Source organism: Rhodopila globiformis (assembly GCF_002937115.1).
GTDB lineage: Bacteria > Pseudomonadota > Alphaproteobacteria > Acetobacterales > Acetobacteraceae > Rhodopila > Rhodopila globiformis.
On the sequence record NZ_NHRY01000041.1, the window covers coordinates 26246 to 48267 of the forward strand.

Sequence of the window (22022 nt, forward strand, 5' to 3'; positions counted from 1 at the left end):
CTGCCGGAGTGTCCCTGGTCATGCGGCGTGTTTTCCTGGTTCTTGCCTATGTTCTTGCCATCGGCGCGGCGGCGCCGGCGTGGGCGGCCGGCATCGCCTTCGTTGTCAATTCCAACAGCGCATCGATCAGCGTGATCGACATGGCGACGCAGAAGGAAGTGCGCCGCATCCCGGCGCTGCGGGAGCCGCATCATGTGGCGCTGAGCCCGGACGGCAAGAGCCTGCTGGTGGGTGATACCGCCGGAAACCAGATGATGTTCCTCGATCCCAACACCGGGGCGGTGCAGAAGCGGCTGCCGATGGCGGATCCGTACCAGTTGCAGTTCAGCCCGGACGGGCGGTACCTGGTGGTGAATGGTCTCGCGCGCAACCAGGTGGATGTGTACGACGCCGCCGGCATGAAGCTGCTGAAGCGCTTCCCGGTGGTGGCGACGCCGAGCCACCTGACGTTCTCGCCGGATTCCGCCACCGTGTTCGTCACCCTCCAGGACAGCGACAAGCTGGCGGCGTTCGACCTGCGGACGATGACGGAGAAATGGACCGTCCCCGTTGGCCGGACTCCCGCCGGCACGCTGTGGCTGAACGGGCATGTGCTGGTGACCGACATGGGCACGGATTACATCGCGGTGGTCGATCCGTCCGACGGCAAGGTGCTGGAACACGTGGTGACCGGCCGCGGCGCGCATCAGTTGTTCCTCTCGCCCGACCGCAAGGTGCTGTGGGTCAACAACCGCGCCGGCGGCACCACGGTGACGCTGGACGCGGCGACGCTGAAACTGATCCGCCGCTACGCTATCCCGGGCGGGCCGGACGACCTGGCGTTCGCGCCGGACGGCAAGGTGTGGATCACGAGGCGCTGGGCGGAGAAGGTGGCGGTGCTGGATCCGCAGACCGGGCATTATGGCTCGATCCAGGTCGGGCGCTCGCCGCACGGGCTGTTCCTGAACCCGAGCGCGCCGTCGCCGACCGTGGTGTCGAGCCGCTGATGGGCGATCCGTTCGACCTCGCCGCCGGGTGGCTGGAGGAGCATGTCCTGGTCCCGTTGCTCTACCAGTTCGGGCTGATGAACTGGGAGGACGTGGCGTATGGCTGGGCGCTGTTCGCGCTGTACGGCGTGGCGCAGGTGGCGCTGACTTTCGCGGTGTGCCTGCCGCTGGAACGCTGGCGGCCGGTGGAGCGGTGGCCGAACGGCGACGCGGTGTGGGTGGACGTGCTGTATACGCTGTTGTCACGCGTTGGCGTGCTGCCGTTCGTGACGTATGTGCTGTTCTACCGGGCGCAGGTTGCCGTCACTGGCTGGATGGCGGATCAGGGCTGGGTGCCGCCGACGCTGGAGGGACTGTTTCCGGCGCTGCTCGGGCAGCAGGTGCTGACATTCGTATTGTATGCGATCATCCTGGATTTCGCCGATTACTGGCGGCATCGGCTGTCGCACCGGTTCCGCTGGTGGTGGGCGCTGCACGCGCTGCACCACGCGCAGCGGCAGATGACGTTCTGGTCGGATGACCGCAACCACGTGCTGGACGACCTGATCGCCTTCGTCTGGTTCAGCGTCATCGCCCTGTTGATCGGCGTGCCGCCGATGCAGTTCCCGCTGCTGGTGCTGGTGCTGCGGTTCCTGGAATCGCTGTCGCACGCGAATGTGAGGCTATCATTCGGCTGGCTGGGCGAGCGGCTGCTGATCTCGCCGCGGTTCCACCGCGCGCATCACGGGATCCTGGCGGCGGGACAACGGAGCTGCAACTACGGCGCGGTGCTGCCGTGGTGGGACATGCTGTTCGGCACGGCGGATTTTGGCCGTGCATACGTTCGTACGGGCGATCCGTCGGGCGAGGAGGCGCTGGCGACGGGGACCTGGGCGCAGCAGCAGATGGCGGGGCTGCGGCGTCTGGCACGGTCGTTCGGCGGCCGGGTGCGGCAGGAAATGTGATAACAAGGGTCTTTTCTTAACCGGTTGTTAAGCAATATAATCCATAACAGCGCAATGGATGACATTGGCGCACAACTGCTGGAGCCTGAGATGAGCGACGGACCGGATAACCTGATCCTGGTCTATCTGCGCCGGATCGACGAGAAGGTCGATCGCCTGACCTCGGTGGTCGGCGATCTGGGCCGTCGGGTGACGTCGCTGGAAACCAAGGTCACGCTGTTGCATGGCGACTTCGCGAGCCAATCCGAACGCATCGATCGGATCGACCTGCGGCTCGGCCGGATCGAGCGCCGGCTGGACATCGCTCCCGCCTGATCGGCGGCCGCGGCGGTTCATGCGCGCCGCGGCACCGGCCTTTCAGATCAGTGGCTTGTATGTAGGCCGATAGACGTGGCTGCGTACCAGGGCCTCGATGTCCGATGGACGATCGACGCGCGCCAGGCCGGTGTCGAACGCCAGCTTGGCGACGCGCGTGGCCGTCTTGATTTCGGTCTCCAGGATGTCGGCCTGGGGCGGATACAGCAGGCCCTGCTTCAGCATCGCCTCCGGCACCTGATCGGCTACAGCCTTGGCGGCCTCGATGAACATTTCATCGCTGACACGTTTGGCCCGAGTCGTGTAGATGGCCATGCCGACGGCGGGGAAGATGTAGAAGTTGTTGGCCTGGCCCGGCAGGAAGGTCTGGCCGTTGATGTGCACCGGCGGGAACTGCACGCCGGCGGCGTAGATCGCCTTGCCGGCCGACCAGGCGTAGGCTTGCTCGGCGGTGCATTCGGCGTGCTCGGTCGGGTTGGACAGGGCCAGGATCACCGGGCGTTCGTTCAGTTCGGTCATCGCCTGCACGACCGGCTGGGTAAAGGCGTGGCCGATGGTGCTGACGCCGATGATCGTCGTCGGCCGGATGCTGCGGATCGCCGCCACGAAGTCGCGCGTCGGCGGATGCGGGTGGGCGTAGGGGCGCTGGAAATCGACAAGGTCGGTGCGGGTCGATTCGAGCAGCCCGTTGACGTCGAACATGTGCACTCGCGAGCGGGCGTCCTGCAGCGTCATGCCCTGGCCGACCAGGGCGGAGCAAAGCAGGTTGGCCAGGCCGATGCCGGCCGAACCGGCGCCGAGGAACAGGTACTTCTCGTCCTTCAGCTGCGTGCCCTTGAGCTTGGTGGCATTGATCATGCCGGCGAGCGTGATGCCGGCGGTACCCTGGACGTCGTCGTTATAGACGCAGTATTTGTCGCGGTAGCGTTCCAGCAGGTGGACCGCGTCGGTGCCGGTCCAGTCCTCGAAATGGACGCAGCAGGCAGGGAAGACCTCCTGCACGGCGTCCATGAATTCGTCTACGAAAGAAAACAATTCCTCCGTCGGCGGGCGCGGCTGGCGCAGGCCGAGGTACAGAGGGTCCTGCAGGTACTGCTCGTTATTGGTGCCGGCGTCGAGGTACATCGGCAGCAGGCCCTGCGGCGGCACACCGGCGGCGGCGGTGTAGAGCTGCAACTTGCCGATGGGGATGCCCATGCCGTTGGCGCCCAGGTCGCCGAGGCCGAGGATGCGTCCGCCGTCCGTGACGCAAATGAAACGCACATCCTGCTGCGGCCAGTTGCGCAGTACTTCCCGCACCTGGCCGCGGCGCCTGATCGACAGGTACATGCCCCGCGGGCCGCGGAAGATGTGGCCGAACTTCAGGCAGGCCTCGCCGATGGTCGGGTCATAGACAATCGGCAGGAAGCGGGCCGGGTCCGACATGATCGTGCGGTAGAACAGGGTCTCGTCGTGGTCGAGCAGGTTCACCAGGTAGATATAACGATCGAGATCGGTGTTCTTGTGGCCGAGCTGCAGCAGCACGCGGCGGAGCTGCAGATCCTCGGGTTCCGTTGCATCCGGAACCAGGCCGACAAGCCCGAGAGCCTGGCGTTCCTGCTCGGTAAAGGCGGTGGATTTGTTGAGCAACGGATCGTGGAGCAGGTCCACCCCACGCTTGCCATGGTCCGCATTCAGCCCCGTCATTTTGTTTCCCCACTCCTGGTGTTGAAATCGGCGGTGCCCGGAAGGCGATCCGGTCAGTTGGCGACGTAGGGTTTGACCATCTTCGCGGGATCGACGACGCGGTCGAACTCGGATTCCGTAACAAAACCGAGCTTCAGCGCCGCCTGTTTCAGGGTCAGATCGTTGTCCAGCGCGTAGTGCGCGATGTGGGACGCCTTGTCGTAGCCGATGACCGGCGACAGCGCGGTCACCAGCATCAGCGACCGTTCCACGTATTCCTCGATCTTCCTGCGGTTCGGTTCGGTGCCCTCGACCAGGAACCGGCGGAAGTTGGTGCAGCCGTCGGTCAGCAGCGTGACCGAGTGCGTTATGTTGTAGATCATCAGCGGCTTGTAGACGTTCATCTCCAGGTAGCCTCCGGCGCCGCCGAAGCCGACGGCGACGTCGTTCGCCATGACCTGCACGGCGATCATCGTCAGCGCCTCGGCCTGCGTCGGGTTCACCTTGCCGGGCATGATGGAGGAGCCGGGTTCGTTCTCCGGGATGTGCAGTTCGGCGAAGCCGGCGCGCGGGCCGCAGGACAGCAGGCGGATGTCGTTGGCGATCTTGTAGAGCGAGCCGGCCAGGGTGCGCAGCGTGCCGGACAACTGCACCAAAGCGTCGTGCGCGCCCTGCACGGCGAACTTGTTTGGTGCGCTGACGAACGGAAGCCCGGTGAGCCTGGCGATCTCGGCCGCCGCCGCCTCGGCGAATCCGGGTGCGGAATTGATGCCGGTGCCGACGGCAGTGCCGCCGAGGGCGAGGCGATAGACGGCGGGCAGCGCTGCCTCGATCCAGGCCAGACTGTCGGCCAGCATCCCGGCATAGCCGGACCACTCCTGGCCGAGGGTCAGGGGCGTGGCGTCCTGCATGTGGGTGCGGCCGATCTTTACGATATCGGTCCAGTCGGCGGACTTGCGGGCGATGGCGTCGTGCAGGGCCTGCACGGCGGGGACCAGGCGCTGCTTCACGCCGACGGCGGCGGCGATGTACATGGCCGAGGGGAAGGTGTCGTTCGACGACTGCGCCATGTTGACGTGGTCGTTGGGATGCACCGGCCGCTTGCTGCCGAGCGGGGTGCCGGCCAGTTGGCAGCAGCGGTTGGAGATCACCTCGTTGACGTTCATGTTGAACTGGGTGCCGCTGCCGGTCATCCAGACGTGCAGCGGGAACATGTCGTGGTGCTGGCCCGCCAGGATTTCGTCGCAAACGGTCCGGATCAGCGTGAAGGGTTCCTCAGGCAGCCGCTTGCCGTCGTGGTTGGCGATGGCGGCGGCCTTCTTCAGCGTGGCATAGGCGGTGATCATCTCGCGCGGGATGAGGTCCTTGCCGATGCTGAAATGTTCCAGCGAGCGCTGGGTCTGGGCACCCCACAGCTTGTCGGCCGGGACTTCGACCTCACCGAGACTGTCCGTCTCTTTCCGCGTGTCTGCCATCGTTGTTTCCCGACGCTGTTGGCCCGGCTTTCGCCAGCTGTCACGTGATGACCGGCGCCGCGTCCGGATGGTGCCCGGCGGCTGCCGCAACCCTGCAGTACGCAATAATGCCACGAAGCATAGAGCGGTGGCCGGGAAAACCGCAACAGGTCTTTGCGAACCTGTTCGATCAAAACGTTGGTCATAGGCAAATCGTGAGCAGGCGTTGAGCGGAAGCCATAATGGTTTCGATTGCTCTCAACCGCGAAGCCTGTGGCCTGGCTGCAAACCTTGCAGCGCCGGACACCGGCACCATCCCTGCCTGCGGAACGGATATTCGTTACGGAACGCCGGGACGGGCCCCATGAGTGCCGATGATCAGAGGCCGCGCGGCACAGGCCGTCGTGTCCTGGCACGGGCGGCCCGGCCTGACGCAAGGTCGGGTGCTATCGGCACATCAGGCACAACGAGTGCTGACCTGTTGAGATCCAGACAATGCCCTCCTTTCAACAAGTATTCAATGCCATTGCAGTGCATACGTTGTTTTGGCAGAAGCGGTGGCCGATAGCCGCAGGTGCGGCTGATAATAATAAAGGAAACGAAATCATGTATCGGGCTCAATGTGACACCTCGGCAGGCAGCGACGCCCAGGCTCCCGGCAACGGCGAGCCGATCGTCTACAGCCTGACCGGCCGGCTCAGCGGCACCCTGACGGACACCGCCGGCAGCACCACGACCTTCACCGACGCCACGTTCCACTGGCGGCTGGTGGGCAACACCGCGAGCCTGCAAACCGTGCTGGGTATTGCCCCCGGGCCGGCTTTCGAGGTGCCGGCGGTGAAGGACACGATCAAAATCGGCGGCCTGTCGTTGTCGCCGACGATCCCGACCGTGTTCGCAGCGGCCACGGTACCGGCGCCGGACCCGTTCGGCATCGCCGGGTTCTCCGACCCCACCACCAGCCAGGGGCTGGCGTGGCAATCGCCGGTGCTGGCCAGCTACGACGGCACTGGCCCCGTGCATTGGCTGCCGGTCACCTTCGACAACGCCGGACCTTTGCCGACGAGCGGGGGCAAACTGACGATCACCAGTGCCTCCGACCTGCACTTCAGCGTCGCCACGCGGTGAAGCCGGGGGCGCCGTGTATTTCCCTCCGCCGCGGCGCGTGGCACCATGCGGCCAAAGGGAGGACACAACCATGAACGACATGCCCAGCCCGCCGTCGCTGGACGGTAAGGCGCTCGCGCACCTGGCCGAGCAGCTCAACCAGTTGTTGCGGTTGCGGACATTCCCCATCGGCATGAAGCTGTTCGAGGATGTCGAGGCGATGGAGGCCATCCCGGGGCTGCGGCGGCCGGCACGCGGCAAGACGTTCTCGACCTGCCAGCTAGTCACCCAATCCCGCATGGCGGGCTTCACCCTGGGGGTCACCACCGAGAACGTGCCGCCGTTCTCGAGCTGCTCCAGCGTCATCGGCCTGGATGCGCCGGGGGAGATCTATACCTCGGGCCGCAAGATGGAGGGGGTGTGGTTCGAGAACCGCGCGGCTGCCGCGGCGCACCAGGCGCAGATGCCGCGGGTGCCGCCGGGGCGCTACAACGGGCTGGCGATCTCGCCGCTGCGCTCCGGGCGGCTGAGCCCGCCGGACGTCTGCCTGTTCTACGGCAATCCGGCGCAGATGATCCTGTTCATCAACGGGCTGCAGTGGCGGAATTATCGCCGCTACGACTTCAGCATCACCGGCGAGAGCGCCTGCGCCGACAGCTGGGGCCATGCGCTGAAGACGCGGACCGTCAGCCTGTCGATCCCGTGCTACGCTGAGCGCCGGTATGGCGCGGTGGCGGACGACGAGATGCTGATGGCCTGCCCGCCGGAGGATTTTCAACGCGCGGTCACCGGCCTGCATGGGCTGGCGAAGGCGGGGCTGCGGTATCCGATCATGCCGTTCGGCCCGCAGGCCGATCCGGGGGAGGGGATGGCGAAGAGCTACGCGGGGAAGAGTTGAAGCTGCTGCTCGTCGGCGGGTTCGGTGTTCAGACTGGATAGCAGCCGTGGCTGAAGCTGGGCGGGCTCGGGCCGCTGGGCGCGTCTCAGATGGCGCAGCGCAAGCGCCTGGAACGGCCGATCGGCGAGCGGGACCCGTGGCAGGCCGAAGCGCTCGATATAGGCCAGGATCATGTCGCTGGCCGATGACGGCAGGCCCTCATAGCCTTTCTCGTAAATGATGCTCTTTATGGCGGCATTCTCCAGGTGACCGCGCTGCTGGCGGATCTCGCGATGGAACTGCCGCCGCAGATCGCTGGGCCGGAAGATCGACGTGGCAGGTATTTCATAAGTTGCGCCAGGGCTGCTGCCGATGCGCTTTGGTTCCCAAGGGGTATGAAGCGGATCAAGATTGTGTATGACCATGGAGCCAAGCAGTCCGTCCCCGCGATAAAGTTTGATAGGCAGGCGAATTTTGCTTGCCACAAGGCGGTTGATGAAGTCGGCCCTCAGGGTATGAAGCTGGCCATGCAGGTGTCCGCCCTGGGTCAGCGTGGTCTGGGCGTTCCGATACATCGTGCGGCCGTTGACCCCGATCCCGGTGGCAGCCGCAATATCGGGTCGTGTCGCCAGGCAGGATTCGAGTTCCCTTAGGGCCCGAGGTCCGATCTTCACGTAGGCATCGACGAAAAAGTAGTGTTTTGCGGGCTGTCGCAGTTCGTAGAAAAACTGGTTAATGGCGTTCGCCTTGTCGGCATAGGCAATTGCATAGATGAGGATCGGCATTCCGCTTCGCTCGGCTGCCGCCAACGCAGTTTCGGCGCTGTCGTCGGTCGAGCCGTTGACGATCAGCGTGATCAGGGCACGACGCCCCCTGCTGGCGTGCGTCAGGCTCTCGATGCACCGGGCTATTGAAGCCTGCTCGTTGCGGCAGAACACTGCGATGTTCCAATCCCACATGATACCGTGTCCCTGTCTCGCCCTGACTGCGGATTGCAAGCTGCAATCCCTGGCTCCGGCGCACCATAGTGACTCGGAAAATCGTATTTCAAGGCCAATAGTTGCGCCGTGGCGGATGGCGGCAAAGCCTGTGCGGCTGTCCGGGATGGCTTCGCGTTGTTCCTGCCGCCGGGTGCCGCATCGGCCAGCCGATCGGCCGGCTTTGATCCAATTGCGACGAGCCCTTACAATGGCGTGGCAACAAGATTGTGCGTCACATAGATTTCGCAGCGTTTCACGTCGTACGATGTGAATGGCCGGAGAGCACCGTTCAGACAGAGGCGACTGATACGGTACCCGTCGAGGACATTGAAGAAGTCGTGCATGGTGACGCCCGTGGCAATGTTGGCGGGAACAAACTCGAACTGGATCATTTTGATCTTTTTTCCTCGTAGCGCCGCGGCCGCGCCTTGCAGGACGGACAGATCATGTCCCTCTGTATCAATCTTGAGGAAATCAATGCATTCGAGGCCAGACTGGGACATGAAGGCGTCAATTGTGGTGCACTCGACAGGGTGCTGAACGATGTCCGCGGAATACAACCCCACCGCAGCCTCACTTAAACTCGCCTGGGTCGATCCGTCCGATGTGCCGAAGTCATACAGGGTGAAGGAACCCGCCTGGGCGCCAACGGCCTGGTTGATGAGTGCGACTGAAGGCATGTCGGCCATCCGTGTCGCGAGATAAGCAAAAGTTACAGGATGAGGTTCAAAGGCGATGATGCGGGCGGTAGGCGCCAACTGCCGCAGGCGGCGCGCATAGGCACCGTGGTTGGCGCCGACGTCGAGCAGGACACCACCTTGCAGACGACCTTTGATACGGTCAAGGAAGTGCTCTTCCGCCGCCGTCAATCCATGCGTTCCGCCAAAGGTGATGGCGATGCCATTGCAGCGAAGCGCAAAATCATACGCCAGATTACCGAACCAGGTCATTGACGGGCGGTTCAGCATGAGGAAAACAGGATAGGCAAGTTGGGCTACCATGCTCTTTACCTTGCCAGGCTGCCAGATCGGCGCACGAACAGCGTTTGCAATCGGCATTCATCGCTACTCCGAAATTGATTGCCGGCACCATGACACCGTGGCACGGAATGGTAAATGACGAGTCACCGGGGCAGCCTCATTCGTCGTGAATCGCAAAGGGTCGCTCAGGATCAATGCGGCCGAGATGGCAGCCACCGGGTCCTCGGCAAGCCCACGCTGACTGTATCGTCACAGCCAGGCCGCGGTACGTGCGCCGGAGCCGCCCTGGCCAGACCCTGCAACCGTCGGCGCCGTCGCATCGCTGCCCGGCGATCACGACCGAGAACCAGCCATGATACGCTCCAACGTTTTGTACCGCGGCAGGAGGCTTCCGTTGGCGCAGGGCTTTCCCGACGTCCACCCCAAACCGTTTCGAAAGTGGCAATCGCGGGAAGTAACCAGGATCGCCCCCCGCGTTCATCCAATCCGATGGTCGCGCGGAGCAGGGAGGGGCTGCAATGAAACTGATATCCCGCCCCATCTCGATTCCGGCTGTCGACCCGAAAACCCGGCTGGGAGCCGCAGAAGGGCAATGTCATCGCACCGCTGCGAGCTACGGCGGGGCTAACGTTCCAACCGGACGGTGATTTGCTATCGTAACGCGATGCCATTCTGTTGGTCTTGAACGTCTTCGTGCTGGAGGAAACCATGCGGATGATCGCAGGCGCCTTGGCTGTCGGAATTTCATTCGTGTTCATCCTGCCGCTTGGTGGCGTTGCGCAAAGCAATGCGGCCACCGGCGCTGCCGAAACCATCACGGTCCGGATGTCGAATTTTTCCTATGACCCCGACCATCTCCACCTCAAGGCCAACATGCCGGTGCGGTTGCGGCTGGTGAACGACAGCAGCGGGCGGCACGATTTCAGCGCCCCGGCGTTCTTTGCCGCCAGTTCCTACCCGACGGGTTCGTCGGCTCCGCCGGATGGCGACATATCCGTCGGTTCGGAACAAACGGTTGAAATTGCGCTGGTGCCGCGCAAGCCGGGGACTTACCCGCTCCGGTGCACGCATTTCCTGCATAGCCTGTTTGGCATGCATGGGACGATCGAGGTGACGCCGTAGCACGTTGCGCGCCGGGGCGGGCCATCTGTGGGGGGAGCTGACACAGGCACAGGCGTGGCTGGAGAGGCTGGACCCCCTCCGTCATGGCCGGGCGTGTCCCGGCCATCCGCGCTTCGACGGTTGGGGGGAGCTGGCCGGGACACGCCCGGCCATGACGATGGGCCGACGATGGCGGGCTGGCCGACCGCGCCTCCGGACTCCAGGCTACCGCCAGTCCACCTCGAACCGGCAGCACGTCCCGCCGGAGGCCTCACACTCCGTCTCGACCACCCGGGCCTTCGGCGACACCAGCACCTGGAACAGCCGCTGGAACACCGCGGCGTGCCAGTCACACACCGGCACGGCGGCCTTCTCCCCGGCGCACAGCGGGTTGCCCACCAGCGTGAACACCGTCGGCCGGCCGGCAACAGCGGAGAACTTCCCCGTCCCGGCGAACGTCCACGAATGCGCGGTGATTGCCTTCACCAGCAGCGCCGCCGCCGGACGGGGCGGCAGCAGCTTCAGCACCACCTGGGCGGCCCTGGGGATGCGGTTGGCCAGGATGTAGTCCGCCGTCAGCCGCCCGGCCTCGGCCATCAGCGCCTTGCCCTGGCCGGGCGGCGCCATGGCCCGCACCGTCTGGTGCAGCCGCCCGACCAACTGTTCATCCACCATCGCCTGCGGCGGGTTCAGCAGCCAGTCGGAAACCCCGGCGCGCTCGAACACCTGCGTGCAAAAGGCGCCCAGGCCGGCAAGCCTGAGCGCCTCGATCAGTTGCAGGACCGAGTTTGGTCCAATGACCCCCGTATCCCGGGGGTCATCCGTCATGCCATGCATGCGCCGCTCAGTCCGCGCCGCCGGCGGCCGCGTCCTGATCGGCCATCTGCTGCTGGCTGCCGCCGCAGGCCAGAGGCGCCCCGGCCGGCGTGCCGGAGAGTTCCTCCATCTGCTCGGTGCCGCCGCCGCAGGCCATCATCCCCCCTGGGACCCCGCCCGGCGCGGTCTTCTGCGCCTTGCGCGACCGATCCGCCGCGGCTTCCCAGTCGTCGGTCGAGGCCGGCAGGATGGCGCGCTTGTCGTCGAAGTGGAAGTTGACCTTCTTCTTCGACTGCGGACCCCAGTAGCCGACTTTGCCCAGGTCGTAGAACTTGCGCTCGAAGCCGGACTTCAGGAACGCCTTCAGGCAGCCCAGCAGGTAGCGCCGCCGATCGCCGGTGCCGGCCCACGGATAGTGGAACAGCGCCTTCTTGAAGTAGAAGCGGCGGTAGTTGTTCATCACCCGGTCGAGCAGCTCGCCGCGCTCCATGGCGGCGGGCTTCATGATCGGGGTGACGAAGTTGTACTTGTCGAAGTCGAAAACCTCGACCTTGTCCTTCATCTCCTGGAACAGGCTGGTGAAGGGCCAGGGGGTATACATCGACCAGTTGGCCATGTCCGGACCCCATTCCACCGCCATGCGGTAGGTCTCTTCCAGGGTCTCCGGGGTCTCGTTCTCCAGGCCGACGATGAACTGCGCCTCGACCACAATACCGGCGTCGCGCAGCAGCTGGATCGCCTTCTTGTTGTCGGAGATTTTCGTCTCCTTGTTGAACAGGTCCAGCTTCATCTGCGCCGCCGCCTCGGTGCCGAGCGAGACGTGGATCAGGCCGGCCTTGCGGTACATGGCGAGGTATTCCTCGTCACGCAGGATGTCGGTGACGCGGGTGTTGATGCCCCACAGGACCTTCTCATTCAGGCCGCGGGCGATCATCTCCTCGCAGAACTGGATGAACTTCTTGCGGTTGATCGTCGGCTCCTCGTCGGCGAGGATGAAGAAGCCGATGTTGTGCTTCTTGTACAGCGTCTCGATCTCATCCACGACCTTCTTCGGGTCGCGGAAGCGGTAGTCGCGCCAGAACTTCCACTGTGAGCAGAACGAGCAGGTGAACGGGCAGCCGCGGGCCATGTTCGGGATGGCGACCCGGCAGTTCAGCGGGATGTAGATGTACTTTTCCCACTCCAGGATGTCCCAGTCGGCCTCGATCGAGTCCAGGTCCTTGATGGTGGGCGCGGCGGCGGTGGCGACGATCTTGGCGCCTTCCGGGGTCTGGTCGGTGAAGGCCAGGCCCTTGATGCTGTGCTTCTGCGCCGGCCAGTTGCCCTCGGCGACGGTGCGCACCAGGTTGGTGAGGATTTCCTCGCCCTCGCCACGGATGATGACGTCGATCCACGGGGCCTCGGTCAGCACCTGCTGGTACATGAAGGTGGCGTGGATGCCGCCCAGCACGGTGACGGCGTTCGGGTGCAGCTCCTTGACGATCTGCAGCGCCCGCTCGGCCTTGTAGATCGAGGGCGTGATCGCGGTGCAGCCGACGAGGTCGGGCTTTTCCTCGGCCAGGATCTTCCGCAGGTTCTCCTCGGAGATGTCGTTGGTCATCGTGTCGATGAACCGCAGATCGGAGTAACCTGCCGCCTTCAATGCGCCGGCGAGGTAGGCAGCCCAGGCGGGCGGCCAGTTGCCGGCAATCTCGGCGCCGCCAGAGTGGTAGTTCGGATGGATGAGAAGGATACGCACGCTGAATGACCTCCCGATCTGTCAACCACCCTTGACGCACCACCGTCGCCAGGCATTGACGCAGATCAAAGCCGCTGGATAAACCGCGCGGCACCGGTTCATCAAGCCGCCTCAGTGCTATAAATGTTGCATGTTGGATGACACAATTTTCGCGCTGGCCTCCGGCTCGGCGCGGGCGGCGATCGCGGTGATGCGGCTGAGCGGGCCGTCGGCGGGTCCGGCGGTGGCCGCCTTGTGCGGCGGAAGCCTGCCGGTTCCGCGGGTTGCGGCGCTGCGGCGGCTGCGGGACGCGGCCGGGGCGGTGCTGGACCAGGCGCTGGTGCTGTGGCTGCCGGGGCCGGGGTCGTACACCGGCGAGGACAGTGCCGAGCTTCATTTGCATGGCGGCCGTGCAGTTATCGACGGGGTGGCGGAGGCGTTGGTTGGCCTGGGCCTGCGCCCGGCCGAACCGGGGGAATTCACCCGCCGCGCCTTCCTGAACGGGCGGATGGACCTGCTGGAGGCCGAGGCGGTGCACGACCTGGTCTCGGCCGAGACCGAGGCGCAGCGGCGCCAGGCTCTGCGCCAGCTCGACGGTGCCCTGGGCGCCCTCTACCAGGACTGGGCCGATCGGCTGCGCGGGGTGCTGGCGTACCAGGAGGCGCTGATCGATTTTCCGGATGAGGATTTGCCGCCGGAGGTCGAGGACCAGCTGCTGGCGTCGCTGCGCGCGGTGCGCGGGGAAATCCGGGCGCACCTGGACGATGCCGGGCGCGGTGAGAAGCTGCGCGAGGGGCTGTTCTTCGCCATCACCGGCGCGCCGAACGTGGGGAAATCGACGCTGATCAATGCCCTGGCCGAGCGCGAGGTCGCCATCGTCTCGGCGGTGCCCGGCACGACGCGGGATGCGCTGGAGACTCGGGTGGTGCTGGGGGGCGTGCCGGTCACGCTGGTTGACACCGCCGGGCTGCGGGAAACGACGGATTTCATCGAAGCAGAGGGCGTGCGCCGGGCGCGGGCGCGGGCGGAGGACGCTGATCTGGTGCTGCTGGTGGTGGAGGCGGGGACCGAGGCGGTGGCGGCCAGGAAGCAGGTGCTGGTCGCCAACAAGGCAGACCTGGGGCGGCCAGGGGAACAGCCATTGCCGGAGGGGGCGCTGCGGATCAGCGCGAAGACGGGCGAGGGGATGGCGGCGTTGCGCGACACCCTGGCCTCGGCCGCGCGCCGGATGACGGAGAGCAGCGGCCCGCCGCCGCTGACCCGCGCCCGCCACCGCGCCGCTCTGCTGGCGGCGGCGGGGCACCTGGCGGACGCCGAACGGGCGGACCTGCCGGAACTGCGCGGCGAGGATCTGCGGCTGGCGATGCGGGAACTGGGGCGGATCACCGGGCATGTCGGGGTGGAGGATATTCTCGACACGGTGTTCTCCCGGTTCTGCATCGGGAAGTAGGGCGGGGCTTTTTCAATCGGGATAACCCGGCCGCTGAAGCCCCGGGCCAAAGAAGAGTGGCCGTGAGGCTGCCCGGGCGGAGGACATAGTACCAGGCGCCCGAAGTTCTGACACGTTGGCACCGGCGTCTCATCGTCATGCCGGGCACAGGCTTGGCATCCACGCCTTCTTCTGCATCAGCACTGTAAGGCACCGTCGGACTCCCCCCTGCGTGCGATCATCAGAGCGGTCAACACCGTCCTGCCGGTCACCGCGTTCAGCGCTATCGCATACGGGGCTTTGGGCCTCGGCCGGGTTTCATCATCGGCCAGGGCTTGGGCGGCCGGTGCCTGTCGCGCGTTTCGCCATAAACGCGGCATTGACGCCGTGGCGACCGCTTCCTATGTATCGACATTGTCGATATGAGGGGGCCGATGCAGGTTCTGGTCAAGAAATGGGGTAACAGCGCCTCGGTTCGCATCCCGGCTGCCGTGATGGAGGCTGCCAAGCTGTCGCTCGACCAACCCGTGGACATCCGCGAGGAGGGCGGCCGTGTGATCATCGAGCCGATACCGGAACCGGCGTTCAGCCTTGCGGACCTGCTCGCGGCGGTCACCGATGAGAATATCCACGAGGAAACCGGCTTTGGCCCACGGGTCGGCAAGGAACGTCTCTAGGTGGTTCGAGGCGGCTTCGTACCGGATACGAGCGATATCATCTGGCTCGATTTCGACCCGCAGACCGGGCACGAGCAGGCTGGACGCCGGTCTGCCGTGGTGCTCAGCCCCGCGGCTTACAATGGCCGTATCGGCCTGGTGGTCTGCTGTCTGGTGACGACACGGATCAAGGGCTATCCGTTCGAAGTGCCGCTATCGGGGTCGCCGCCTGCCGTCGTGCTGGCAGACCAGGTGAAGAGCCTTGATTGGCGGACACGCGGGGCAAGCCGGAAAGGGGCGGCGACGCGGGAGGAGATGGCGGTTATCCGGGCGAAGCTGCGAGCGCTGATCGGGACGTGACGGTTGGTGGTGGGGGCGGCGCCGTCGTAACCGGGTGCCGCGGATACTTGCCGGAACCGCCCCGGCATCCTTAAACGCACGAAAGGAACCTTCGTTTGTCCAAGGTGACGATCGATGCCAACCATCCTGCGCGTTGATGGCTTCCGGGTCTATTTCTGGAGCCATGAGCCAAACGAGCCGCCGCATGTGCATCTGGACAAAGGCGGGGCATCGGCCAAGGTATGGCTGGAGCCTGTCCGGCTGGCCAGCAATGCCGGCTTTGTCGCTCATGATCTGGGTGTTATTCTACGGTTGGTCCGGCACCATCAACCGCGACTTCTGGAGGCATGACATGCGTTCTTCGGCACGGGCTGAAGGCGCCGATATCCGGGTCCGCGACGTCAGGGTCAGCGAGGACGAACTGTCGGTCGCGCTGATGGACGGACGCACGATCACCGTGCCTCTGGCCTGGTATCCCAGGCTGGAAGCGGCGACGGCGGCCCAGCGCTCACATTGGGAAGTGGCGGGTGCCGGCTATGGCATTCATTGGCCGGACCTCGATGAGGACCTGAGAACCGAAGGCCTTCTGGCAGGCGCGCGGGCACCGGCGGGTTCGGCTGCCTGGCGCTCGCCACGGTAGAGCGGGGGGCGACGGCGCGAGGCGGACAGCGTCATGGCCTCGTTCAAACGACGTGTTCCGCAACCCCGGTGCCGGTACGTGGTGGGCCTGCTTCCCAGTCCGGCTCGACCTCCGGTGTCCAGGCCGCGGACATGCGGACAATGGTCCTGGCAGGCCAGACGAGGATCAACCGCGGTCCCGCTTCAGTCCGCGATGCCGGTGACGAAGGCGAGCAGCCGCCCCAGCGCCAGCAGCGTCGCCTGCGTCGATCCGCCCGACCGGTGCGCCACAGCGGTCGCGGCGAACCGCCCTGATCTCGTCCACCATTACCTGCGAGTCCTGATGCAATCCGGTTGCCGCGCCGGCGGGCAGCGACAGGCGATACAACGGTGCATCCCGGTGCGTGGTGGTGAGCAGGCAGACCAGGACGCTCTCGGTCCCGGGGAGGAAATCGGATGAATGACCAGGGCCGGGCGGGGTTTGCGGTGATGGCCCGTGATGGCGACCGTTATGATGTCGCCACGCTTCACCGGCCGGTGTCGCCCCAGTCGGCAACGGCCTCGATAAAGTCGAGGGCCTCCTGCTCTTCCGGGGCGCCTTGCAGCAGCATCGCCTGGCGCCGGGCTTCCGCACGGAACCCTGGCGCCTGTGGATCGGGAACCCACACGCGGAGCAACTTCATCCCGCTGGCGCGGCGGGTTGCCCGATAGCGGCGAAACTTGTCGAGGCCATCATGGCGTGCGGGGCGGGGCATGGGGGTGGCTCCGGGAGATCGTGCTTACAGGTAGAGCGCTACCTGCATCCTCATGCTGCCACGCATGGCTCGATCTCCAATACGTCGGTTGGCATGTCTGCCTGCGCTTTCTTGAGATCATAGATCGTCTGCAGGTTCAGCCAGTACTGCGGCGTGGTGCCGAACGCGCGGCCAAGCCGGATCGCCATCAGGGCACTGATCGCGCGGTCGCCGTTCATGATGCCGGTGATGGCGTTGTGCGGGACATGGAGACGCCTGGCGAACGCCCGTGCGCTGAGATCCAGGGCATCCAGTTCATCCCGCAGGAAGCGGCCGGGATGGACAGGGGGCAGGTTGTCGATCGGGTTGGTCATCCTATCCTCCGTCAGTGGTAATCGACGACGATCTCAACGTCGCAGGCATCGCCTGGCGTCAGGAGCGCATCCGTTCCCGGCGGGATCGGCGCATGCGGCGCCCAGCGAAAACACACGCGGTTCTTCTGGTTGATGCGGATGCTGGACTGGCCCTTCCGATCGCCGCCCAGGACTTCGAACCGGTTGGAGGGCGGATTGCGCAGGTCACCCAGGACAATTGCTGCCTGGAGCTTCGTCAGCGCCTTGACCGCAGCGTCCGCGAAAGCCTGACATGCCGCGACACGCTCGCCGGCCAGAAAGCGCTCGGTCCGTCGATCCCTGCAACCGGTGATGGCCATGCCTGTCTCCGCCGCGGGTGATATATGGTATGTATCAGATACCAGTCAAGACAGGGCAGGGGTCGCTGTGCGGGAGGCGTTCGAGGCCGCCTGACTCGACCCTCGACGCCGGCGAATTGACGCCGGCCGTGCGCCGCATGCGGCTTATCGTGCCGATCGGCAACGGGGCCTGTGAGGATGCCGGGTTCTTACCCGGGCGGCTCGACGAGGCGGATCACGACCAGGGGGAGCGCGCTGATCGCCGGGCGCTCGCGTCCTTCGCCTCGGACCGGCTCGCGCGCACAATCAGGCTGGTCCATGCCATAACCACCGATGCGATCGACGGGACGCGCGCCGCATGGCCGCCGGATGCCGCCGAACCCTGCGATGCCGGGATATGACCACGGACGAGGCAACGTTTGACAGGCGGAAGCCGTCAGGACGCGCCCGGTTCGCGCCCATGGACGAGCAGTCCGCAGTGCTCGGCGAACGGCGCGAAGTCGCGGTCTGCGTGCAGCAGTGGCACGGCACGCGCGATGCACCAGGCCGCGATCAGGCAATCGACCGCCTTGCGCACGGTAACCCCGCGCCGGCGCAAGCTGCGATAATGATCCACGGCAGCGAGCGCCGTCGCCGTGCCGCCGATGCGAACCTGCGGGAAGGCGAGCAGTGCGCTGCGTGTCGCGTCGTATTGGCGGTCGTCGGAAATCCCGCGCAGCACTTCCAGCAGCACCAGGTCGCCGACAAGGATCTCGGCCGGATCGTCCTCGCTCGCGTCGGGGTCGAGCGCGTCGAGCAGCCTGCGCAGCCCCCGCGTTCCTGGCGTGACGGCACCGCGGAGATGGTCGATCCAGACTGAACTGTCGACGAAGACCGCTGTCGTCACCGCGCCGACAGGCCGGCGGGATCATCGCGGCGCTCGGCGTCGAGGTCGCCCTCCCATTGCACCTGGCCGAACAGGTCGCGCGCACTGGCCTGGCGCTTGCGGCGGGCGAGCAGGCGTAACCCGGCCTCGACCGTCTCGCGCTTGGTGGGTAGGCCGCTTGCGGCCATGGCCTCGGCCATCAGCCTGTCGTCGATCTCAATGTTGGTCCGCATTGGGTTGGTCTGTGTGTAATGGGTGGGGATGGTTATACATATACCGTGCAACGTGTGGCAACGTCGGCCGCGCCACAGCGGAATAGCCTTGAAGTCCGTTGCCGGGGCGACCTAATGTGGTCACCTGTGACCATACGCGCCGGAGGCGCCATGCCGATCGTCAGTTTGAAGGATGCCAAGGCGGGCTTCTCCAGCCTGGTCGATGAAGCCGTCAAAGGGAATTTCGTGACGATCACGCGGCACGGCAAGCCGGTTGCCGCCCTGGTGCCGGTCGAGGCGGCGGAGATCGCCCGCAAGGCGATGGCGAAGAAACGTCCTGGCCTGGTCGCTTATCTGCGGACCTTTCCGGGGGAGACGTTCGAGCGCAATCCTGCGCCGTCGCGGACGGTCGATCTGTGAGCGGTTACCTGCTCGATACGAACGTCATTTCGATGCTCTCGCCGGCGCGCGCCGAGGCACCGGCGGCGTTTCTCAGGTAGGAGCGCATGGATGCCGGCGGCCGGGTGTTCCTGTCCGTCGTCACCGTCCATGAGATCGAGAAAGGCATAGCCCTGCTGGAGCACAAGGGGGCAAGCGCCAAAGCGGCGAGCCTCAGGGGCTGGCTTGCGGGGCTGGTTGCCAGCTATGACGACAAGATCATCGCCGTTGATACAAGGGCCGCGGCGTTGGCGGGTCGGCTTGAAGCCAGGGCGGTTGCCGCGGGACACGATCCTGGCATGGCCGATGCCACCATCGCCGGCATTGCGAAAGCCCACGCTATCACCATCGTGACGCGCAACAGCAGGCACTTCCAGGTCTTCGGGGTCGAGGTGGTGTCACCGGACGAGGCAACGCAGTCCGGGTGACGGGGAAGCGCCTGGTGTGGTCATCCGGGTACTTGAATCAGCGTTCTGAAACAGTCGTTGCAGGTCCGGCCAGTTATGGGTCGTGGCATCGCCAGACAGATCGCCGGAAAAGATCTGGACGCTTGACGTCAAGCGTAAATTCTGTCATGGTGGCGTGTGATCGTGAGCTTTCGGGATAAGCGAACGGCCCGGTTCGCGGCAGGTGAGCGCGTGGCGGCCTTCTCCGGTTTCGATCGGCAGGCCCACAAGTGACTCGAGATCCTGTCCGCTGCCACCAGCCTGGGCGATCTGCGCGGCCTGCCGAGCAATCGCCTGGAAGCCCTCAGGGGCGACCGTGCCGGGCAATACAGCATCCGTATCAACGACCAGTGGCGGATCTGCTTCGCGTGGCCGCAGGACGCCGCCGGTCCCTGCAATGTCGAGATTGTGGATTACCATTGACGAAGGAAGCCAGCATGACCAGACCCGCGATCCATCCCGGCGAAATCCTTGGCGACGAACTGGAAGAACTCGGCGTCTCCCCGACCGAGCTGGCCCGCCAGATCAACGTTCCGGCGAACCGGGTTTCGCAGATCATCAACGGCAGGCGGGCCATCACCGGGGACACCGCCTTGCGCCTTGGCCACTGGTTCCGGACCTCGGCGGCGTTCTGGCTCAATCTGCAGGCTGCTTACGATCTCCGGTTGGCTGAGCAGGCGGCCGGCGCCGAGATCGACGCGCTCCCGGTCAGGCCGGAGCAGAAGCCGCAGCAGCCGGGGCTTACGTGATGTGGGGATGACAACGCAACGGGAGGGTCTGGTCCTCGATAGCTCGGCCCTGTCAGCGGTGGCGGGAAAGCACCTTTGTCGTCTTTCAGGCCTCTCGGCCGTCGTCTTCGAATCGGATGTCTCCCAACAGCCTTTGGGTGGTGCCGCGCTGCTGGTGAGGACCGTGGAAGTTGGTTAAGACTTTCGGGAACCGGTAGACTAATACGATATCCCTTGTTATAACGATATGAGACGTGTCGAACCTGCCTGCCTCCAGGAACAGTGGCAAAGGCAAGTGTCATGGAGCATCAAGAATGTTAGTAAAATATGTAATAGACGGAAACAACGTGGCCTTCTGGCAGCGGAATATACCTACTAGCGTTCCGTCATTACGGCCGATATTCCGAATTGTCAACACCATAGTTGCAAATGGAGATGACTTCTATTGCGTGTTCGATGCCTCTATAGATAATATTCTTAGGGAAAATGGCGGTGAGAGCGAGATCCAAATATTGGACGAACTCCTCTCGGTTTACAGGGAAAAATTTTATCGCGTGACGGCATCGACAAGGGCGGACAGTGCAATCTGCGAATTTGCGGACCAAACGCAATGCAAAATTATCACGAACGACCTTTATAGAGACTATAGGGGCAAATATAAGTGGTTAGAAGATCGATATACAGACCGGCTTATACAGGGCAATATGCAGCCTAATGGCATAATGACGGTTGAAAAGCTTCCTTACATACGCATCGCTAACGACAGAAATTTGCAAGAACTGTTCGATCAATTTAAGTCTTCCGCCACTAAACCTCCACGGCATAATAAGGCGGACGAATTGTATCTCTCAGACGGAGATTTGAATCTTGAGTTAAGGCACGTTCAGGAAACGCGCAAGGAGTTACAGCTCTTTCTTCAGCAATATGGGAGTCATGTCAATTTCGATGGGTTCATCTGGGATTCAGCAATGACAGGTTTTAAAAAATTCTTCGATAACACAAAAATTTGCACAAACTGCTGGAGTATTTACCCGATAGAGTCAAAGTTTGATAAATATGTTGATAATGGCGTTTGCCGTAACTGCGGAAAAGGCGCAATCACGACAAGACCCGCTAAGCTTGCGGAAATTGTAAACCGGCATGTCCCGCCTGGCAAACCCCGATTTTCGTATGACATTCCTGATGGTGCGGTCGAAGCCGGAATCATTATGGAAACGCAGAATGCCATGCGGAGGTTTTTGTCGGAGCAAAACCTATCATATGAGTTCGATAAGACCGCTGCCACGTACGGCGTGGAGCAAATAGGAGTCCCCTTTTATGGATATAGTTGGGATGAAGCTACTCGATCGTTCCTGAATTTTTTCACCCGAAATGTGGTTTGCCTGAAATGCTGGAAGCTTGCATCAATTCAAAATGACTATGATAAATTCAACGCATTCGTCTCTATAAAAAGAAATGACTTTGTTGCTATTATTGACGATAATGTCAAGTGCCCTCATTGCGGGGACAGTTCGGCGACGCTCAGGCCGAGAGCGTTGATTGAAATTATTAACAAATACAGACCAATCGGAAGAGAGAAGATATCGTTTGTTGAATATGACAAGAGTCGCGCAAGATGGTACGTTGGGAGGATGTTGGCGGTCGGGGCAGCGAAGGCGGCGGGAGGAGCAGCGAAGCTGACGTGGGAGATCATAAGGATTTTTGGTAAGTAATGGCCCTTAGTTGAAGGATTCCATCGAAACGCGTAACGAAGGGGTTTCTCAGAAACCACTTCAAGGCGCGTCGCCCCAATCCCGATTGCCAAGTCGGGTCGAATCTTGCCGAGGTATTTGCTCGACAACAATGTCCACTTTACCGTGCCGAACCACTGGAACCTGCCATTCCGCTCCCGGCCAACGGCCGCCACCCCCCCCTCCCATCACTC

At 63.8% G+C, this 22022-nt stretch carries 29 protein-coding genes; 17 read left to right on the forward strand and 12 right to left on the reverse strand.

The window, feature by feature from the left end:
• The first annotated feature begins 20 nt into the window (after positions 1 to 20).
• The 3 genes from CCS01_RS02530 to CCS01_RS02540 all read left to right on the forward strand — a co-directional run bounded on the left by CCS01_RS02530 (position 21) and on the right by CCS01_RS02540 (position 2245).
• Positions 21 to 986 (forward strand): YVTN family beta-propeller repeat protein, encoded by a 966-nt coding sequence (locus tag CCS01_RS02530; RefSeq protein ID WP_104517257.1) that lies wholly within the window; start codon positions 21 to 23, stop codon positions 984 to 986.
• On the forward strand, positions 986 to 1930 hold the full coding sequence (locus CCS01_RS02535; RefSeq protein WP_104517258.1) for a sterol desaturase family protein: 945 nt from the start codon (positions 986 to 988) through the stop codon (positions 1928 to 1930). The genes CCS01_RS02530 and CCS01_RS02535 overlap by 1 nt, the downstream gene beginning before the upstream one ends.
• A gap of 90 nt (positions 1931 to 2020) precedes the next feature.
• Complete coding sequence (locus tag CCS01_RS02540) at positions 2021 to 2245, forward strand: hypothetical protein (protein WP_104517284.1); 225 nt, start codon at positions 2021 to 2023, stop codon at positions 2243 to 2245.
• A 42-nt stretch (positions 2246 to 2287) separates the two neighbouring features.
• Here CCS01_RS02540 and CCS01_RS02545 read toward each other — a convergent pair whose 3' ends face one another.
• Both CCS01_RS02545 and fumC read right to left on the reverse strand, forming a co-directional pair.
• Positions 2288 to 3931, reverse strand: a complete 1644-nt coding sequence (locus CCS01_RS02545) for an NAD-dependent malic enzyme (RefSeq protein WP_104517259.1) — start codon at positions 3929 to 3931, stop codon at positions 2288 to 2290.
• A gap of 53 nt (positions 3932 to 3984) precedes the next feature.
• Positions 3985 to 5385, reverse strand: coding sequence for a class II fumarate hydratase (gene fumC, locus CCS01_RS02550; RefSeq protein ID WP_104517260.1), 1401 nt, complete (start codon positions 5383 to 5385; stop codon positions 3985 to 3987).
• Between the two features lie 585 nt (positions 5386 to 5970).
• Here fumC and CCS01_RS02555 point away from each other — a divergent pair.
• Entirely contained in the window at positions 5971 to 6492 is a 522-nt protein-coding gene (locus CCS01_RS02555) for a hypothetical protein (protein WP_104517261.1), read from the forward strand.
• Positions 6493 to 6562: 70 nt separating this feature from the next.
• Positions 6563 to 7369 (forward strand): DUF169 domain-containing protein, encoded by an 807-nt coding sequence (locus tag CCS01_RS02560; protein WP_204848114.1) that lies wholly within the window; start codon positions 6563 to 6565, stop codon positions 7367 to 7369.
• Here the strand turns inward: CCS01_RS02560 and CCS01_RS02565 are convergent.
• Positions 7351 to 8307: a glycosyltransferase gene (locus CCS01_RS02565; protein WP_104517262.1), complete on the reverse strand. Its 957-nt coding sequence runs from the start codon at positions 8305 to 8307 to the stop codon at positions 7351 to 7353. The genes CCS01_RS02560 and CCS01_RS02565 overlap by 19 nt on opposite strands.
• 224 nt (positions 8308 to 8531) lie before the next feature.
• Positions 8532 to 9386, reverse strand: coding sequence for an FkbM family methyltransferase (locus tag CCS01_RS02570; protein ID WP_104517263.1), 855 nt, complete (start codon positions 9384 to 9386; stop codon positions 8532 to 8534).
• Between the two features lie 630 nt (positions 9387 to 10016).
• On the opposite strand from CCS01_RS02570, the gene CCS01_RS02575 reads away from it, so the two are divergent.
• Positions 10017 to 10430 (forward strand): cupredoxin domain-containing protein, encoded by a 414-nt coding sequence (locus CCS01_RS02575; RefSeq protein ID WP_146101539.1) that lies wholly within the window; start codon positions 10017 to 10019, stop codon positions 10428 to 10430.
• A gap of 204 nt (positions 10431 to 10634) precedes the next feature.
• Here the strand turns inward: CCS01_RS02575 and bchJ are convergent, their stop codons facing one another.
• A complete protein-coding gene (gene bchJ / locus CCS01_RS02580) occupies positions 10635 to 11237 on the reverse strand; it encodes a bacteriochlorophyll 4-vinyl reductase (RefSeq protein ID WP_204848115.1) in 603 nt (200 codons plus the stop codon).
• A gap of 16 nt (positions 11238 to 11253) precedes the next feature.
• The gene (gene bchE / locus CCS01_RS02585) at positions 11254 to 12963 is read right to left on the reverse strand and encodes a magnesium-protoporphyrin IX monomethyl ester anaerobic oxidative cyclase (protein ID WP_104517266.1); all 1710 of its coding nucleotides are present in this window, start codon (positions 12961 to 12963) and stop codon (positions 11254 to 11256) included.
• Between the two features lie 130 nt (positions 12964 to 13093).
• Between bchE and mnmE the strand changes: the two genes are divergently transcribed.
• The 5 genes from mnmE to CCS01_RS02610 all read left to right on the forward strand — a co-directional run bounded on the left by mnmE (position 13094) and on the right by CCS01_RS02610 (position 16006).
• Entirely contained in the window at positions 13094 to 14392 is a 1299-nt protein-coding gene (mnmE, locus tag CCS01_RS02590; protein WP_104517267.1) for a tRNA uridine-5-carboxymethylaminomethyl(34) synthesis GTPase MnmE, read from the forward strand.
• A 401-nt stretch (positions 14393 to 14793) separates the two neighbouring features.
• On the forward strand, positions 14794 to 15048 hold the full coding sequence (locus CCS01_RS02595) for an AbrB/MazE/SpoVT family DNA-binding domain-containing protein (RefSeq protein WP_104517268.1): 255 nt from the start codon (positions 14794 to 14796) through the stop codon (positions 15046 to 15048).
• Entirely contained in the window at positions 15049 to 15387 is a 339-nt protein-coding gene (mazF, locus tag CCS01_RS02600; protein WP_104517269.1) for an endoribonuclease MazF, read from the forward strand.
• A 114-nt stretch (positions 15388 to 15501) separates the two neighbouring features.
• A complete protein-coding gene (locus CCS01_RS02605) occupies positions 15502 to 15717 on the forward strand; it encodes a DUF4160 domain-containing protein (RefSeq protein ID WP_104517270.1) in 216 nt (71 codons plus the stop codon).
• Between the two features lies 1 nt (position 15718).
• Positions 15719 to 16006: a DUF2442 domain-containing protein gene (locus CCS01_RS02610; RefSeq protein ID WP_104517271.1), complete on the forward strand. Its 288-nt coding sequence runs from the start codon at positions 15719 to 15721 to the stop codon at positions 16004 to 16006.
• A gap of 165 nt (positions 16007 to 16171) precedes the next feature.
• Here the strand turns inward: CCS01_RS02610 and CCS01_RS35965 are convergent, their stop codons facing one another.
• Genes CCS01_RS35965 through CCS01_RS02630 form a run of 4 tightly spaced genes read right to left on the reverse strand, consistent with a single transcriptional unit; the run spans position 16172 to position 17430 of the window.
• Complete coding sequence (locus CCS01_RS35965) at positions 16172 to 16618, reverse strand: type II toxin-antitoxin system PemK/MazF family toxin (protein WP_408887472.1); 447 nt, start codon at positions 16616 to 16618, stop codon at positions 16172 to 16174.
• Positions 16512 to 16739, reverse strand: a complete 228-nt coding sequence (locus tag CCS01_RS02620) for an antitoxin MazE family protein (RefSeq protein ID WP_104517272.1) — start codon at positions 16737 to 16739, stop codon at positions 16512 to 16514. The genes CCS01_RS35965 and CCS01_RS02620 overlap by 107 nt, the downstream gene beginning before the upstream one ends.
• A 50-nt stretch (positions 16740 to 16789) precedes the next feature.
• Entirely contained in the window at positions 16790 to 17092 is a 303-nt protein-coding gene (locus tag CCS01_RS02625; RefSeq protein WP_104517273.1) for a HigA family addiction module antitoxin, read from the reverse strand.
• 11 nt (positions 17093 to 17103) lie between these two features.
• Positions 17104 to 17430, reverse strand: a complete 327-nt coding sequence (locus CCS01_RS02630) for a type II toxin-antitoxin system RelE/ParE family toxin (RefSeq protein WP_104517274.1) — start codon at positions 17428 to 17430, stop codon at positions 17104 to 17106.
• 29 nt (positions 17431 to 17459) lie between these two features.
• On the opposite strand from CCS01_RS02630, the gene CCS01_RS02635 reads away from it, so the two are divergent.
• Positions 17460 to 17810: a hypothetical protein gene (locus CCS01_RS02635; protein WP_104517275.1), complete on the forward strand. Its 351-nt coding sequence runs from the start codon at positions 17460 to 17462 to the stop codon at positions 17808 to 17810.
• Positions 17811 to 17845: 35 nt separating this feature from the next.
• On the opposite strand, the gene vapC is transcribed toward CCS01_RS02635, so the two are convergent.
• Positions 17846 to 18295, reverse strand: a complete 450-nt coding sequence (gene vapC / locus CCS01_RS02640; RefSeq protein ID WP_104517276.1) for a type II toxin-antitoxin system VapC family toxin — start codon at positions 18293 to 18295, stop codon at positions 17846 to 17848.
• Positions 18292 to 18507: a type II toxin-antitoxin system VapB family antitoxin gene (locus CCS01_RS02645; RefSeq protein ID WP_104517277.1), complete on the reverse strand. Its 216-nt coding sequence runs from the start codon at positions 18505 to 18507 to the stop codon at positions 18292 to 18294. Before CCS01_RS02645 ends, vapC begins: the two co-directional genes overlap by 4 nt.
• Positions 18508 to 18657: 150 nt before the next feature.
• Between CCS01_RS02645 and CCS01_RS02650 the strand changes: the two genes are divergently transcribed.
• From CCS01_RS02650 to CCS01_RS02675, 5 genes are all read left to right on the forward strand, one after another.
• Positions 18658 to 18906 carry a type II toxin-antitoxin system Phd/YefM family antitoxin gene (locus CCS01_RS02650; RefSeq protein WP_104517278.1) on the forward strand — a complete coding sequence of 83 codons (249 nt, stop codon included), beginning with the start codon at positions 18658 to 18660 and terminating at the stop codon, positions 18904 to 18906.
• 86 nt (positions 18907 to 18992) lie between these two features.
• Positions 18993 to 19352, forward strand: coding sequence for a PIN domain-containing protein (locus CCS01_RS02655; RefSeq protein WP_170114615.1), 360 nt, complete (start codon positions 18993 to 18995; stop codon positions 19350 to 19352).
• 312 nt (positions 19353 to 19664) lie between these two features.
• Positions 19665 to 19793, forward strand: a complete 129-nt coding sequence (locus CCS01_RS34135; protein WP_456307581.1) for a type II toxin-antitoxin system RelE/ParE family toxin — start codon at positions 19665 to 19667, stop codon at positions 19791 to 19793.
• A 14-nt stretch (positions 19794 to 19807) separates the two neighbouring features.
• A complete protein-coding gene (locus CCS01_RS02665; RefSeq protein WP_104517279.1) occupies positions 19808 to 20119 on the forward strand; it encodes a HigA family addiction module antitoxin in 312 nt (103 codons plus the stop codon).
• A 233-nt stretch (positions 20120 to 20352) separates the two neighbouring features.
• A complete protein-coding gene (locus tag CCS01_RS02675) occupies positions 20353 to 21810 on the forward strand; it encodes an NYN domain-containing protein (protein ID WP_146101540.1) in 1458 nt (485 codons plus the stop codon).
• Positions 21811 to 22022 lie beyond the last annotated feature (212 nt).

Excerpts from the sequence above, each read along its gene's own strand:
- CCS01_RS02560 (WP_204848114.1), top strand. The coding sequence starts at position 6,563 with ATGAACGACATGCCCAGCCCGCCGTCGCTGGACGGTAAGGCGCTCGCG.
- CCS01_RS02540 (WP_104517284.1), top strand. The coding sequence starts at position 2,021 with ATGAGCGACGGACCGGATAACCTGATCCTGGTCTATCTGCGCCGGATC.
- CCS01_RS02595 (WP_104517268.1), top strand. The coding sequence starts at position 14,794 with ATGAGGGGGCCGATGCAGGTTCTGGTCAAGAAATGGGGTAACAGCGCC.
- CCS01_RS02620 (WP_104517272.1), bottom strand. The coding sequence starts at position 16,739 with ATGCCCCGCCCCGCACGCCATGATGGCCTCGACAAGTTTCGCCGCTAT.
- CCS01_RS02610 (WP_104517271.1), top strand. The coding sequence starts at position 15,719 with ATGCGTTCTTCGGCACGGGCTGAAGGCGCCGATATCCGGGTCCGCGAC.
- CCS01_RS02555 (WP_104517261.1), top strand. The coding sequence starts at position 5,971 with ATGTATCGGGCTCAATGTGACACCTCGGCAGGCAGCGACGCCCAGGCT.
- CCS01_RS02645 (WP_104517277.1), bottom strand. The coding sequence starts at position 18,507 with ATGCGGACCAACATTGAGATCGACGACAGGCTGATGGCCGAGGCCATG.
- CCS01_RS02530 (WP_104517257.1), top strand. The coding sequence starts at position 21 with ATGCGGCGTGTTTTCCTGGTTCTTGCCTATGTTCTTGCCATCGGCGCG.
- CCS01_RS02655 (WP_170114615.1), top strand. The coding sequence starts at position 18,993 with ATGGATGCCGGCGGCCGGGTGTTCCTGTCCGTCGTCACCGTCCATGAG.
- CCS01_RS02565 (WP_104517262.1), bottom strand. The coding sequence starts at position 8,307 with ATGTGGGATTGGAACATCGCAGTGTTCTGCCGCAACGAGCAGGCTTCA.
- CCS01_RS02650 (WP_104517278.1), top strand. The coding sequence starts at position 18,658 with ATGCCGATCGTCAGTTTGAAGGATGCCAAGGCGGGCTTCTCCAGCCTG.
- CCS01_RS02535 (WP_104517258.1), top strand. The coding sequence starts at position 986 with ATGGGCGATCCGTTCGACCTCGCCGCCGGGTGGCTGGAGGAGCATGTC.
- bchJ (WP_204848115.1), bottom strand. The coding sequence starts at position 11,237 with ATGACGGATGACCCCCGGGATACGGGGGTCATTGGACCAAACTCGGTC.
- CCS01_RS02665 (WP_104517279.1), top strand. The coding sequence starts at position 19,808 with ATGACCAGACCCGCGATCCATCCCGGCGAAATCCTTGGCGACGAACTG.
- CCS01_RS02570 (WP_104517263.1), bottom strand. The coding sequence starts at position 9,386 with ATGCCGATTGCAAACGCTGTTCGTGCGCCGATCTGGCAGCCTGGCAAG.
- mnmE (WP_104517267.1), top strand. The coding sequence starts at position 13,094 with ATGTTGGATGACACAATTTTCGCGCTGGCCTCCGGCTCGGCGCGGGCG.
- CCS01_RS02625 (WP_104517273.1), bottom strand. The coding sequence starts at position 17,092 with ATGACCAACCCGATCGACAACCTGCCCCCTGTCCATCCCGGCCGCTTC.
- CCS01_RS02635 (WP_104517275.1), top strand. The coding sequence starts at position 17,460 with ATGTATCAGATACCAGTCAAGACAGGGCAGGGGTCGCTGTGCGGGAGG.
- CCS01_RS02605 (WP_104517270.1), top strand. The coding sequence starts at position 15,502 with ATGCCAACCATCCTGCGCGTTGATGGCTTCCGGGTCTATTTCTGGAGC.
- CCS01_RS02630 (WP_104517274.1), bottom strand. The coding sequence starts at position 17,430 with ATGGCCATCACCGGTTGCAGGGATCGACGGACCGAGCGCTTTCTGGCC.
- CCS01_RS02575 (WP_146101539.1), top strand. The coding sequence starts at position 10,017 with ATGCGGATGATCGCAGGCGCCTTGGCTGTCGGAATTTCATTCGTGTTC.
- fumC (WP_104517260.1), bottom strand. The coding sequence starts at position 5,385 with ATGGCAGACACGCGGAAAGAGACGGACAGTCTCGGTGAGGTCGAAGTC.
- CCS01_RS02545 (WP_104517259.1), bottom strand. The coding sequence starts at position 3,931 with ATGACGGGGCTGAATGCGGACCATGGCAAGCGTGGGGTGGACCTGCTC.